The sequence below is a fragment of the Amycolatopsis sp. WAC 01376 genome (genome assembly GCF_003947415.1).
Lineage (GTDB): Bacteria > Actinomycetota > Actinomycetes > Mycobacteriales > Pseudonocardiaceae > Amycolatopsis.
The window spans coordinates 646,250-658,464 of sequence record NZ_QHKL01000006.1 but is presented as its reverse complement, the minus strand read 5'-3'; the positions used below and the strand labels follow the sequence as shown (position 1 = coordinate 658,464).

The window sequence follows — 12,215 nt, the reverse complement described above, 5'->3', positions numbered from 1 at the left end:
AGGGTCTGACAGTTCTCCTGTCGTGTCGGTTGCGGGCTGTCGGCGACGCCGCTCGGCCCTCTCGGCACAGGAACCGCCAGGCCCCGCGATCGGGGCGGCAGGGCGTCCTGAGGGCAGGACGTGAGAAAAACTCGATAACGTGCGCCCCGGCGACGCGGTCGCGGGTCGCACGAATGTTAAGGAGCGCTGCGTGACCGAACAAGCCCTCGAATCCTTCGCCGGGATCGACCCGGCCTTCGCCGGACAGCAGCTCAACGACAAGCTCGGGCTCGAAATCAGCGAATTCGGTCCCGAACGCGTCGTGGGCAGCATCCCGGTCGAGGGCAACCTCCAGCCGTATGGCCTCCTCCACGGCGGAGCGAACGCCGTCGTCGCCGAGGCGCTCGGCTCGATGGTGTGCGCGCTCAACGCCGGCACCGACAAGGCGACGATGGGCCTCGAACTCTCCTGCACCCACCACCGGGCGGTCCGATCCGGGCGGGTGACCGGGGTCGCGACGCCGGTGCACGTCGGCCGCGGGACCGTCACCGCCGAGATCGTGCTGACCGACGACCAGGGGCGCCGGTCCTGCACGGCGCGGCTGACGTGCGTGGTGCGGGAACGGCCGCCGGGCGTCTGAGGCGCTCTGGCTCTCGAAGTGTCATGAAAGGGTCGTTCAGGACGTTTTTCGTCCTGAACGACCCTTTCATGACATAGGCGGCTGCCGACTGGAAGTCCGTGAGGGCCTCCTTCACTACCTTGAGGGTAGGCAAGGAGGCCCTCACTACGTCCGAAGGTCGACGCCGGGGCGCCAGGTCCGTGCCGGAAGTACATGAAGGGGCCTTCATTGCGCCTAGGCGGTGTCCTGCGAATATCGCCTGCCGTGCTGACCTGCGAAAAGGGAGCGGGGGACCTTTGGTGTCGCGTTCCCGGCGGGCGGGGTGTGTGGATATAGGGACGTTGAGTGTCCCTATATCCACACACCGCTCGCTCGCTGTCAGGGTCGTCGCTGGCTGTGTGGATTTTGGTGCGTTGGATGACCCGAAATCCACACCGTCACCGCGCGAAGACCGCGAACATGACTTGCAGGACACGGCCCAGGTACATGAAGGGGTCCTTCACGTACTTTGAGGTCGTGGATCTCGACACGGCTCAGGTGCGGGCGTTCGCCGCCGCCGCCGACCACGGCCATTTCGGTCGCGCGGCAGAATCTCTGTTCCTCACCCAGCAGGCGCTGTCGAAGCGGATCCGGAAGCTCGAGGACGCCCTGTCGGTCCAGCTCTTCAGGCGCACCAACCGGTCCGTCGAACTGACCTCCGATGGTGACCGGTTCCTCCCGCACGCGCGCGAGCTGATCCGGGCCGCGGACGCCGCCGTCGCCGCGATGGGCCTGCAGGACCGCCCGCCACGTCTCGACGTCATCGACCCGCGACTGTCCCCCTTGTTCATGCTGCGGCGCATCGCCGAGCGCGACCCGGCCCTGGCGGTCGAGCGTGTCGCCGGGCGTGGGCTGGCCAATGCCCTCGACCCGCTGGTCCGCGGCGAGATCGACCTCGCGTTCGGCCGGGTCGCGGACCTCGGCCGCGAGGTGCCCGCGGAACTCGAGCACCGGCTCGTCCGGCTCGAACCGCTGGTCGCCCTTCTCGCCCCGGAACATCCGCTGGCGAGCAACGAAACGCTGAAACTGTCGGATCTGCGGAACGACGGTATCTGGATTCCGCAATTGGGCGGGCCGATCGAATGGCTTTCTTATTTGCAACGCCTATGCAAAGAATTCGACGTCCCGATCGACGACTCCGGGGTCAGTTACGACCTCCGGCACACACTGGAACAGACCCGTTACGGGAAGCAGCGGGTGACCCTTGCCGGCGCGGACATGGACCTCGCCTCCGATCTCAATCTGCGCGTCCTGCCCTTCGAGCCGTCGCCGTTGTTCCCGTGGTCGGTGGTGTGGCGGCGCGGCGAAGGCCCGGCCCTGCGGCGCCTGCTGGCGCTCGCCGGCCGGACCAGCCACGAAGAAGGTTGGTGCACCTACGATCCCGCGCGATCCTGGCTGCCGGACGACGACCTCAGGCAGCTAGGCGCTGCCCGGTGAGTCCGGTCGCGGTCTTCGCGCCCAGGCGGTCCCTGACGGCACGGGCGAATGCGCCCGAGTACAACCCGGTACGAGGGCGATCCGCCCACACCGCCAGGAACCACCTGGATCACGAAGCCCATCGACCAGACTCACCGGACAACGCCTAGGTGCCGGGCGAACCAGCGCGTGAGCTCGGCGTCGACCAGCTTCGCGTGTTCCGTCTGCGGAGCGGGTTCGAGGCCGGGCGCCTCGGCGAACCCATGCGCCATCCCGGAGATGGTGACGAGTTCGGATCGCCGCTCCCCCAACGCCTTGTGCAGGGCTTCGGCCGGTTCGGTGATCGAGACGTCGTCCTCCTCGCCGATGACGAGCAGCACCGGCGCGGTCAGTTCCTCGGCCCGCCGCACGTAGTCGTACTCGTTCGCGACCGCGCGGGACCGGTCCGACCAGTGGTAGGTGATGTCGTAGACCCGTTCGTTCGCCGCGATCACCGGCGCCAGCTGCGTCACCGGATTCACCAGCGCGGCCGCCGCCACCTCGATCTCGGCGTGGGTCAGCATCTGCAGTGCGACCGCGCCACCCTGCGAACCGCCGACCAGCCCGACCGGACCGTCCTCAATGGACAAGCGCGAGCGCAGCTCCGCCACCGCCGCCGGGAACTCCGCCTCGACCTGCTTGGTGAGCGGTTCGACGACGTTGAGCACGTTGTCCTCGCTCGCGAGGCGGAAGAACCCCTCGAAACCGCCTTCGGGAAACCGTTTCCCGGTCAGTGGCAACCCGAGGTGCACGCGCCACGCGTGCAGTCCCCGCATGGGCAGCGCCGCCGCCATGGCCGCCTCACTGAACGGCGCGCCCAGCAAATGCCAGGTCAGCACCAACGGCGCCGGGCGCTCCCGGTCCGACGGCGGCAACGCCACGAACGGAACTCCCGCGGCCACGCCTTCGATCGCTTCGACGCTCATCGTCATGTTCTCCCCTGTCCTCGTTTTCGGCTCTGGGAACAGCTAATCGCGAGGTCAGGGCCGAGATCCAACAGCCGTTCGGATCGCGACGACAACCATCGGTTGTCACGCGCAAGAGAAGCGGGGGCACGGTTGACGCCCTTTGGGGCAGCATTGCTACGACGAACGGCCGCCCACGAAGGTGCTGAAAAAGCGCAAGATACGCGGCCGAAACATGATCATTACCCACGAGCATGATCGACGTGGTACCGGTGAATCCCCAGCGTGACCAGCGGAGACTCGCCAACCGGCAACATTCGCCTTTTCGTGCAATTCGTTCTGGTTTCGACCGTCACGATGTGGACACAGAGTGATGGGCGTCTGGGCAGATCATGGCGTAGGGGGATATCTTCCTGCCCTAACCTAGCCCCTGTGTCGGGGGCAACGCCTACCGGCGGCTGGTTGGTCATGGGAGGTAGTCGGTGTCAGGAGTGCGTTTTGGACGGGTTTTCGCCGTCGCGGCGGCTGCGTCGCTGGCGCTGGCGGGCTGTGCCGGCGGCAGCAGCTCGTCCGGCAGCGGTGACAGCAGCACGCTGAAGATCGGGTTCATGGGTGACCTCACCGGTGAGAACTCCGGGATCGTGATCCCGCCCCGCAACGGCGCGAAGCTCGCTATCGACGAGTACAACAAGACGAACCCGGCGACGAAGCTGGAACTGAAGGAGTACGACAGCCAGGGCAAGCCCGAGCAGGCGACGTCGCTGATCGCGACCGCCGTCGGCCAGGACAAGATCACCGCGCTGATCGGCCCGGCCTTCTCCGGTGAGTCGAAGGCCATCGGCGGACAGCTGGAGCAGAACAAGATCCCGAGCGTCTCGCCGTCGGCCACCAACGCGGGTCTGTCCTCGAACGGATGGAAGTACTGGCACCGCGTCGTCGCGAGCGACGCCAGCCAGGGCCCGGCCATCGCCAACTTCCTCATCACGGCGAAGTCGCCCAAGAAGGCCTACATCATCTCGGACGACCAGGAATACAGTGTCGGCCTGGCCGACAACTTCGAGAAGACCTTGAAGGAGAAGAACGTCCCGGCCGAGCGCGACAAGTTCGCCAAGGACGCGTCGGACTATTCCTCGACCGTGCAGAAGGTCAAGGCCGCGAACCCGGACATCATCCTCTTCGGTGGCTACTACGCCCAGGGTGGCCGTCTGCTCAAGCAGCTGCGTGACGGCGGCGTGACCGCCACCTTCGCCACCGGTGACGGTTCGCTCGACGCCCAGCTGGTCAGCGGTGCGGGTGCCGCGGCCGCCGAGAAGGCCGTCGTCGGCTGCCCCTGCAACATCCCGGACGCCGGCTCCACCGACGAGTTCAGCACCAAGTACAAGGCCGCGTACAACGTCGACCCGGCGATCTACTCGAGCGAGGGCTACGACGCCGCGACCGCCATCATCAACGCGGTCAAGGCGGGGGCCACCACCTCGGAGAAGATCAACGAGGCCCTCAAGACGATCGACTTCAAGGGTGCCTCGAAGCAGATCAAGTTCAAGGAGAACGGCGAACCGTCGACGGACGCGATCAACATCTACCAGGTCACCGGTGGCGTCCTCAAGAACCTCGGCGTCTCGACCGAAGCCAAGCTCAACGGCTGACGGAGCAGATAGGAACACCTAACGGAAGCGGGGGCGCTGTGCGAACACAGCACCCCCGCTTCCCGCAAATGTGGCGAAAGAAATCCTCGCCCCGTCCCGTAAGGCATCCACGTCATGCTTCAAGATCTGCAAGCCCAGTTCCTCGGTAGCACCATCGGCGGACTGGTCGCCGGAAGCATCTACGCCCTCATCGCCCTCGGCTACACAATGGTCTACGGCGTACTCCGGCTCATCAACTTCGCGCATTCCGAAATCTTCATGATCGGGACGGTCACGTCCCTGTTCGTCCTGATCACCATCGCGGGCGGCACCGCCCCGATCACGCTCGGCGTGTTCGGGATGATCGCGGTACTGCTGCTGATCATCATCGCTTCGGCCGCCGTGTCCGGCGGTGCGGCGGTCCTGCTGGAGCAAGTGGCGTACCGGCCGCTCCGCAAGAAGGGCGCGACCCGGCTCGCCGCCCTGATCTCCGCCATCGGCGCCTCGCTGTTCCTGCAGGAGCTGTTCGGCCTCGAGATCATCGAATGGATCACGGACAAATCCGGCCGTGTGCAACAGAACGCGCCGCGGTTCATCCCGCACGACCCGCTGTTCCACATCGGCAACGGTGTGGTCCGCACGGACCACGTGTTCGTCGTCGTCGGTGCCGTGATCATGATGGTCGTCCTCGACCAGCTGGTCAGCCGCACCCGCATCGGCCGAGGTATCCGCGCCACGGCGCAGGATCCCGAAGCCGCCGTGCTGATGGGCGTCAGCATCGACAAGATCGTGCGTCTCACCTTCCTGCTCGGTGGCGCGATGGCCGGTGTCGCCGCGGCGCTGTACGTCATGGAGTACGAGAACACCGATTACCGCATCGGCTTCCTCCTCGGCATCAAGGCGTTCACCGCGGCCGTGCTCGGCGGTATCGGCAACCTGCGCGGTGCCCTACTCGGTGGCATCGTGCTCGGCCTGGTGGAGAACTGGAGTTCCATCTTCTTCGGTTCAGCTTGGAAGGACGTCACCGCCTTCGTGGTTTTGGTGCTGGTCCTGATGTTCCGACCCACCGGCATCCTCGGTGAATCGCTGCAGCGGGCACGCGCATGAAGGGCAACGAAGAAGTGTCTACAGAAAACGGAAAGCCCGCGCGCGCCGGGTTTCACCCCGTCGACGGCATGCGGGATTGGTGGGCACGCGCCCCGCATTGGCAACGTTATGGCGTGTACCTTGCCCTGATCATCGGCGCACTGATCCTTCCCGCGCCGGCGATCGGCTCGATCATGTCGCCGGAATCGGACTGGACCACGGTCCTGATCTTCCCGGTCGGGGTGTACATCCTGCTGGCGATCGGCCTGAACATCGTCGTCGGTCACGCGGGCATGCTCGACCTCGGTTTCGTCGCGTTCTTCGCGATCGGCGCCTACACGCTCGCCGTGATGGGCACCCTGCACGGCTGGGGATTCTGGGGCACGCTCGTGCTCGGCATCTTCCTGGCGGCGATGTCGGGGGTGATCCTCGGCGCTCCGACGCTCCGGCTGCGCGGTGACTACCTGGCCATCGTGACCCTCGGCTTCGGTGAGATCGTCCGGATCACCGCGACGAACACCGACGCCATCGGTGGCGCCCGCGGTATCACCAACATCCCGCACCCGGAGCCGATGTTCGGGACCGAGTTCCTGCTCGACCCGGCGCCGTACTACTACCTGATCCTCGCGGCGATCGTGATCGCGATCATCTTCTCGGTACGGCTGCACAAGAGCCGCGTCGGACGGGCGTGGGCGGCCATCCGCGAGGACGAGGACGCCGCCGAGTTGATGGGCGTCCCGACGTTCAAGTTCAAACTGCTGGCGTTCGCCATCGGCGCCATGCTCGGCGGTATGGCCGGTGTGATCTACGCCAGCAAGGCCGTCTTCATCGAGCCGAACAACTTCCCGTTCATCCTGTCCGCGACCATCCTCGCGGCCGTGGTGCTCGGTGGTGCGGGCAACCTGCCCGGTGTCATGCTCGGCGCCTTCCTGGTGGCCTGGCTTCCGGAGCGGTTCCGGTTCCTGTCCGAGTACCGCATCCTGATCTTCGGTGGTGTGCTGGTGCTGATGATGGCGCTGCGGCCGGAGGGTCTGCTGCCTTCGCGGCAGCGCAAGGCGGAACTACACGAAGGAACGGGCGGGATGGGTGCCATGGGCGCCGAAGTCGCGGGTCCGGATTCCGAGGCTTCGGCGGAGGTGACGAAATGAGCGCACTGCTCGAGTTCGACAACGTGACGATGCGCTTCGGCGGTGTCACGGCCCTGAAGGAAGTCAACCTCACCATCAACCAGGGTGAGATCTTCGCCCTGATCGGCCCGAACGGCGCGGGAAAGACCACCGTGTTCAACGTGGTCACCGGCGTCTACCGGCCGACCGAAGGCCAGGTGCGCTTCGGCGACACCCGGGTCGACGGGACGAAGCGGTTCAAGATCAACCAGGCCGGGATCGCGCGCACGTTCCAGAACATCCGGCTGTTCCACAACATGTCGGCGCTCGAGAACGTGATGGTCGGTGCCGATTCGCACCACAAGACCGGCGCGATTTCGGCGACACTCGGCCTGCCGAGGCACCGCAGCGAAGAGAAGCGGGGCCGCGAGCTGGCGAGGGAGCTGCTGGACTTCGTCGGGATCGGCCGGGTCGAGAACAACACCGCGAAGAACCTCTCCTACGGCGACCAGCGCCGTCTGGAGATCGCGCGTGCGCTCGCGACCGACCCGAAGCTGCTGCTGCTCGACGAGCCCGCCGCCGGGATGAACCCGGCGGAGAAGAACTCGCTGCAGCAGCTGATCCGCAAGATCCGTGACGACGGCCGTACCGTGCTGCTCATCGAGCACGACATGAGCCTGGTCATGCACATCAGCGACCGGCTGGCCGTGCTCGACTTCGGCCAGAAGATCGCAGAAGGGCTCCCCCACGAGGTGCAGAACAACCAGAAGGTGATCGAGGCTTACCTGGGGGTGGCGGAAGATGCTTCTTGAGGTTCAGGACATCAACGTCCACTACGGGAAGATCGCCGCGCTCAAGGGAATGACCATCGAGGTCGGCGAGGGCGAGATCGTTTCGCTCATCGGGGCCAACGGCGCCGGCAAGACCACGACGCTGAAGACGATCTCGGGGCTGCGTCCGCTCACCAGCGGCCGGATCCTCTTCGACGGCAAGGACATCTCGAAGACCCCCGGTCACAAACGGGTCGAACTCGGGATCGGCCAGTCACCGGAAGGCCGGGGCGTGTTCCCCGGTATGACGGTGCAGGAAAACCTCCTGATGGGTGCCTACACCCGCAAGGACGACCTGAAGGCCGACCTCGACGAGGTCTACGAGCTGTTCCCGCGGCTCAACGAACGCAAGACCCAGTTCGGCGGCACGATGTCCGGTGGCGAGCAGCAGATGATCGCCATCGGCCGCGCGCTGATGACCAAGCCCAAGGTGCTGCTGCTCGACGAGCCGTCCATGGGTCTGGCGCCGATGCTGATCGCGCAGATCTTCGACATCATCCGCGAGATCAACAAGCGTGGGACCACGGTCCTGCTGGTGGAGCAGAACGCGCAACAGGCGCTGAAACTCTCCGACCGCGCGTACGTGCTGGAGACCGGTCAAGTGGTCAAGAGCGCCCGCGGTGCCGAGCTGCTGGACGACCCGCAGGTGCGGGCCGCCTACCTCGGTGGTGACCTGGGCGTCTGACGCCTTTCGAAAGGGCCCCGTCGCTTTCGCGGCGGGGCCCTTTCTCATCCCAGCTTGATGTCCGTGCCGGTGACGTTCTTCATGTCGGTCAGCGTCGGGCCGCCGAAAGCCCGCAGCGCCGCGGGTTTCGCCTCCTTGGGGAGATCGAAGTAGAGATCGAACTCGACCCGCACGCCGCGCCCGAGCTCGAACTTGTCCGGCTGCCGTTTGATCGTCATCGCCTGGTTGTCGACCGCGATCACCGCGCCGGAATCGGTCACCAGTTGCTGGCGCCGGGTGTCGAAGAGGATCCCGGACACACCTTTCCCGGTGACCACCAGCCGGAGCCGGACGAACTGTCCCTTGGCGTCGAACTCGGCGTGGCTGCCGGCGAGGCTGGGGAGCCCGGCGGCGAGTCCGATCACCGCGAACTCGGTCTCCCCGTTCGTCGCCGGTGGCAAGTGCAGGGCGGTCTCGTCCGGGCGGACCTCGCGGGCGGGGAGGTCGTAGACGGGTTTGGCGGGCGGTTGTTCTTGCTCGGCGGAGCACCCCGCGAGCAGGAACAGGACCGAAGCCGCCGCTGTCAGGCACTTTCTCATCGGGCGCACTCCACCCTCAGGTGTGGCCAACCGTCGACCTCCGGCAGTCGTATCGGGCCGATCTCCTCCCCTGGCAGGAAACGCACCGTCGTGCCGGTCGTACCGTCGTCGGCGATCGGCGCGGGGAAGTCGAAAAAGCGCAGATCCTTGGTCGACATGACCGGCTTCTTCACGAACCCGCCATTCCCGTCCGCGCGGGTGGCGGTACCTCGTCCGTCGTCCGCCACGGAGACCGAACCGTCGGGGTGGACCGTCACGGTGGCATGCCCGCCACCCGTGCTTTCGGCCTCCTCGGCCGCATAGGCAAGCACTTCGAGGACAAGGTGCGCGACTCCACCGGGGGCGAACTCTTCGGGGTTCGGGCGGACCAGCGCCAAATGCTCGGCATCGACCGAACCGGCCCAGTCGTGCGTGGTGTTGCGCCATCGGGCGTCTGCGTCACTCACCCCGCCGATTCTGCCTGGTCCGGAGCTACTCTGCGGCTGTGGAGTTACGACGTCTTCGATATCTGTGTGCCGTCGCCGAGGAAGGGCATCTCACCCGCGCCGCGGAGCGCCTCGGCATCCGGGCGTCGTCGCTCAGCCAGCAGATCATCGCCTTGGAACGGGAACTGGACGCGACCCTGTTCGTCCGCACCCAGGCGGGGATGACGCCCACCGCCGCCGCGCTGGCGTTGCTCCCCCACGCCCATCGGATGCTGGAGGAGGCCGATCTCGGCGCGCGGGCCGTCCGCGACACCGTGGACCGGCCGCTCCGCATCGGCGTGACACCGGGCGCGCCGCCGTCCGTGCTCCCCGCCCTGTACTCGAAAGGGGCGGAGATCGACGACGTCTCCGCCACACGGCAGCTCGAACTCCTCCGCCGAGGTGCGCTCGACGCCGGTCTGCTCGCCCTGCCGGAAGACGTGGACGGCCTGCGGGTCGTCGTCGTGAGCGAGAGGCCGTTGGGAGTACTCGTCTCCGACGCTCATCCGCTGGCACGGTCCGAGGACGTGGGTTGGGAGGACCTCACCGGGCTGGACCTCCTTCTGTACGAACGAAAGCTGGCTCCGGGCTATCACGACGCGCTCCTCGCGGACTGCGCCGCGGCGGGCTGGCGGCCGGCTCAGGTGCGCGCCGGGCCGCCCCGGCGGTCGTTGTTCGTCGCCGAATTGCGGCACGGCGGTGACGTCGTCGCCTTGCGTCCCAGGGAGGAACCGGCCGAAGGTCTGCGCTGGCTGGCGTTGCGGGAGGCGCCTGTCGTCCAGCACGCGCTCGTCTGGGACCCGGCACATGAGTCTTCGGATCGGATCGCGGCATTGGTATGACAGCGCCCACATCGGTTCTCCGCGCCGCCCGCTGGACGTCGCCTCTTCGGTGATCCCGAACGGCCGTTCGGATCCGCCTCGTGGACAGCGTCCTCCGTCTCGCGGTTACCTCAGGGTGCCCGTCAACGGAGGAGGAATGTCATGCGACAGTGGGGTTTCGTGTACTTGGCCGATGGTTGCGACCCGGCACGCGATGTGTCCCGTGTGGACAGTGGGGAATGCCTGACGGTGCTGATCGGGGTCGGCCGCGTGGACCAGGTCGTCACCGCTGCCCGGCGACTGGTCGACGAAGGGGCGCAGCTGATCGAGCTGTGCGGCGCGTTCGGTCCGGTATGGACGGCACGGGTGATCGACGCGGTGGGAAGCGAGGTCCCGGTCGGAAGCGTCATGTACGGCGCCGAGGCCACGAAGCAGCTTCACGACCTGTTCGAGCTCGGGGCCTAGCAGTCCTCGAGGTGTGCGGCGTCGACGCAGGCGGCGGGCTCGGTCCGGCTGGTCGCCTGGTACAGCAGGGTGTACAGCGTCTCGCGCTGATCCTTGTCGAGCGCTCCGAGCACCTCGTCCTCGACGGCGGCGAGGGCGAACTCGGCCTTGGCGAGTTGCTTGGCGCCGACGTCGGTGAGTTCGACGATGTGCCGCCGCCGGTCCTCCGGTGACCGCCTGCGTTCGATCAGGTTCGCGGACTCGAGGTCGTTCAACAGCCCGACGACGTTCGTGCTGTCCATCTCCAGCGTCTTCGCGAGGTCCTGCTGCGAGCAGCCGCCCAGGTCGCGCAGCACGGTCAGTGCGACGAGATGCCGGGGCCGCAGACCGAGCGGCGTCAGGACGGACTCGCTGCGCAGCCGGATCCGGCGGGTGACGTGGTCGAGCAGCGCGCCGCAGCGATGCGGGGGCTGGTTCACGACCGGGAGTTCGGGCACTCGTCAAGTGTACGTTCCCTCATGATGACCGCCACAGCATCAATGGTTTGCGTTACACTAACTATCTGTGCAAGATAATAGACATGACGAACCTGCTGCACATCGACTCGAGCATCACGGGCGAGCACTCGACCAGCCGCCGCCTCACCGCGCGGGCGGCGGCCACGTGGCGCGCCGCGCATCCGGAGGGCACCGTCACCTACCGCGACCTGGGCGCCGACCCGCTGCCACATCTGGGCGCGGCGGCCAACACCGCCAAGTTCGTGCCGCCGGAGCAGCACACCCCGGAGCAGGCCGCGGCGTGGCGGCTCATCACGGAACTGGTCGACGAGGTGAAGGCGGCCGACACGATCCTGCTGGGCCTGCCGCTGTACAACTTCGGCCCGCCGAGCACGGTCAAGGCCTGGGTCGACCACCTGATCGTGCCCGGGCTGACGCTCGACGCCGAGACCAGGGAAGGCCTGCTCGGCGACCGCGACTTCATCGTCGTGACCTCACGCGGCGGCGGATACGGCGAAGGCACCCCGCGCGAAGGGTGGGACCACGCGCAGTCGTGGATCCCGCACGGCGTCTCGCTGACCGGCCTCGAACCGCGGTTCGTCACCGCCGAGCTGACCATGGCGAAGACCAACCCGGCGATGGCGGACCTCATTCCGCTGGCCGAGGCCAGCCAAGCCGAGGCCGAACGCGTCATCGACGCGCTGTGGGTACCCGTCGCAGCCTGACTCGGCACCAGTGACCTTGCTCGCCTCAGGTACATGAAGGACCCCTTCCTGTACCTAGCCTTCATGTACTGGGGAAGGTGTGAAGGTCGGGTTTCCTCGGCTGAGCCGAGGGAAGGGGGCCTTCACGCGCCACCGTTGTGACTGTTGTGGCTGATGGTGCTTGTGGGGCGAATGTGGCGGTTATCGAGTCCGTGAAGGCCTCCTTGAGGGACTCTGGGTCCCTCAAGGAGGCCTTCACGGACCGGGCCTGGCACCAACCGCAGCCGGGACCACGTAGGTACCTAAGCCACCCTTGGCTCTAACGTCCTCACTACTCACAAGGTCCAACATCGGCGATGTCACGTGACTGATCGGACG

At 66.7% G+C, this 12,215-nt stretch carries 14 protein-coding genes; 10 read left to right on the top strand and 4 right to left on the bottom strand.

Going from position 1 to position 12,215, the window contains the following annotated elements; all coding sequences use genetic code 11:
• Positions 1 to 190: 190 nt before the first annotated feature.
• A complete protein-coding gene (locus DMH03_RS30050) occupies positions 191 to 619 on the top strand; it encodes a PaaI family thioesterase (RefSeq protein WP_125795325.1) in 429 nt (142 codons plus the stop codon).
• A 495-nt stretch (positions 620 to 1,114) separates the two neighbouring features.
• Positions 1,115 to 2,074 (top strand): LysR family transcriptional regulator, encoded by a 960-nt coding sequence (locus DMH03_RS30045; protein WP_125795324.1) that lies wholly within the window; start codon positions 1,115 to 1,117, stop codon positions 2,072 to 2,074.
• 131 nt (positions 2,075 to 2,205) lie between these two features.
• Here DMH03_RS30045 and DMH03_RS30040 read toward each other — a convergent pair whose 3' ends face one another.
• Positions 2,206 to 3,024 (bottom strand): S9 family peptidase, encoded by an 819-nt coding sequence (locus tag DMH03_RS30040; protein WP_125795323.1) that lies wholly within the window; start codon positions 3,022 to 3,024, stop codon positions 2,206 to 2,208.
• A gap of 464 nt (positions 3,025 to 3,488) precedes the next feature.
• On the opposite strand from DMH03_RS30040, the gene DMH03_RS30035 reads away from it, so the two are divergent.
• The 5 genes from DMH03_RS30035 (at position 3,489) to DMH03_RS30015 (ending at position 8,329) form a co-directional block, all read left to right on the top strand.
• Positions 3,489 to 4,643, top strand: coding sequence for a branched-chain amino acid ABC transporter substrate-binding protein (locus DMH03_RS30035; RefSeq protein WP_125795322.1), 1,155 nt, complete (start codon positions 3,489 to 3,491; stop codon positions 4,641 to 4,643).
• Positions 4,644 to 4,757: 114 nt separating this feature from the next.
• Positions 4,758 to 5,729: a branched-chain amino acid ABC transporter permease gene (locus DMH03_RS30030; protein WP_125795321.1), complete on the top strand. Its 972-nt coding sequence runs from the start codon at positions 4,758 to 4,760 to the stop codon at positions 5,727 to 5,729.
• Positions 5,726 to 6,856: a branched-chain amino acid ABC transporter permease gene (locus tag DMH03_RS30025; RefSeq protein ID WP_125795320.1), complete on the top strand. Its 1,131-nt coding sequence runs from the start codon at positions 5,726 to 5,728 to the stop codon at positions 6,854 to 6,856. The genes DMH03_RS30030 and DMH03_RS30025 overlap by 4 nt, the downstream gene beginning before the upstream one ends.
• Complete coding sequence (locus DMH03_RS30020; RefSeq protein WP_125795319.1) at positions 6,853 to 7,626, top strand: ABC transporter ATP-binding protein; 774 nt, start codon at positions 6,853 to 6,855, stop codon at positions 7,624 to 7,626. Before DMH03_RS30025 ends, DMH03_RS30020 begins: the two co-directional genes overlap by 4 nt.
• Positions 7,616 to 8,329, top strand: coding sequence for an ABC transporter ATP-binding protein (locus tag DMH03_RS30015; RefSeq protein ID WP_125783240.1), 714 nt, complete (start codon positions 7,616 to 7,618; stop codon positions 8,327 to 8,329). The genes DMH03_RS30020 and DMH03_RS30015 overlap by 11 nt, the downstream gene beginning before the upstream one ends.
• Positions 8,330 to 8,373: 44 nt before the next feature.
• On the opposite strand, the gene DMH03_RS30010 is transcribed toward DMH03_RS30015, so the two are convergent.
• Together DMH03_RS30010 and DMH03_RS30005 are read right to left on the bottom strand one after the other, a co-directional pair.
• Positions 8,374 to 8,907, bottom strand: a complete 534-nt coding sequence (locus tag DMH03_RS30010) for a hypothetical protein (protein ID WP_125795318.1) — start codon at positions 8,905 to 8,907, stop codon at positions 8,374 to 8,376.
• Complete coding sequence (locus tag DMH03_RS30005; protein WP_125795317.1) at positions 8,904 to 9,353, bottom strand: ATP-binding protein; 450 nt, start codon at positions 9,351 to 9,353, stop codon at positions 8,904 to 8,906. The genes DMH03_RS30010 and DMH03_RS30005 overlap by 4 nt, the downstream gene beginning before the upstream one ends.
• Before the next feature lie 38 nt (positions 9,354 to 9,391).
• Between DMH03_RS30005 and DMH03_RS30000 the strand changes: the two genes are divergently transcribed.
• Together DMH03_RS30000 and DMH03_RS29995 are read left to right on the top strand one after the other, a co-directional pair.
• Entirely contained in the window at positions 9,392 to 10,213 is an 822-nt protein-coding gene (locus DMH03_RS30000) for a LysR family transcriptional regulator (RefSeq protein WP_125795316.1), read from the top strand.
• A 141-nt stretch (positions 10,214 to 10,354) separates the two neighbouring features.
• The gene (locus DMH03_RS29995; protein WP_125795315.1) at positions 10,355 to 10,657 is read left to right on the top strand and encodes a DUF6506 family protein; all 303 of its coding nucleotides are present in this window, start codon (positions 10,355 to 10,357) and stop codon (positions 10,655 to 10,657) included.
• On the opposite strand, the gene DMH03_RS29990 is transcribed toward DMH03_RS29995, so the two are convergent.
• A complete protein-coding gene (locus tag DMH03_RS29990) occupies positions 10,654 to 11,133 on the bottom strand; it encodes a MarR family winged helix-turn-helix transcriptional regulator (RefSeq protein ID WP_125795314.1) in 480 nt (159 codons plus the stop codon). The genes DMH03_RS29995 and DMH03_RS29990 overlap by 4 nt on opposite strands.
• A gap of 83 nt (positions 11,134 to 11,216) precedes the next feature.
• Here DMH03_RS29990 and DMH03_RS29985 point away from each other — a divergent pair, with 83 nt between their 5' ends.
• Complete coding sequence (locus tag DMH03_RS29985; protein WP_125795313.1) at positions 11,217 to 11,858, top strand: FMN-dependent NADH-azoreductase; 642 nt, start codon at positions 11,217 to 11,219, stop codon at positions 11,856 to 11,858.
• Positions 11,859 to 12,215: the final 357 nt, after the last annotated feature.

Coding starts and splice junctions, on each gene's coding strand:
- DMH03_RS30040 (WP_125795323.1), bottom strand. CDS start 3,024: ATGACGATGAGCGTCGAAGCGATCGAAGGCGTGGCCGCGGGAGTTCCG.
- DMH03_RS30030 (WP_125795321.1), top strand. CDS start 4,758: ATGCTTCAAGATCTGCAAGCCCAGTTCCTCGGTAGCACCATCGGCGGA.
- DMH03_RS30025 (WP_125795320.1), top strand. CDS start 5,726: ATGAAGGGCAACGAAGAAGTGTCTACAGAAAACGGAAAGCCCGCGCGC.
- DMH03_RS30020 (WP_125795319.1), top strand. CDS start 6,853: ATGAGCGCACTGCTCGAGTTCGACAACGTGACGATGCGCTTCGGCGGT.
- DMH03_RS30015 (WP_125783240.1), top strand. CDS start 7,616: ATGCTTCTTGAGGTTCAGGACATCAACGTCCACTACGGGAAGATCGCC.
- DMH03_RS30010 (WP_125795318.1), bottom strand. CDS start 8,907: ATGAGAAAGTGCCTGACAGCGGCGGCTTCGGTCCTGTTCCTGCTCGCG.
- DMH03_RS29995 (WP_125795315.1), top strand. CDS start 10,355: ATGCGACAGTGGGGTTTCGTGTACTTGGCCGATGGTTGCGACCCGGCA.
- DMH03_RS29985 (WP_125795313.1), top strand. CDS start 11,217: ATGACGAACCTGCTGCACATCGACTCGAGCATCACGGGCGAGCACTCG.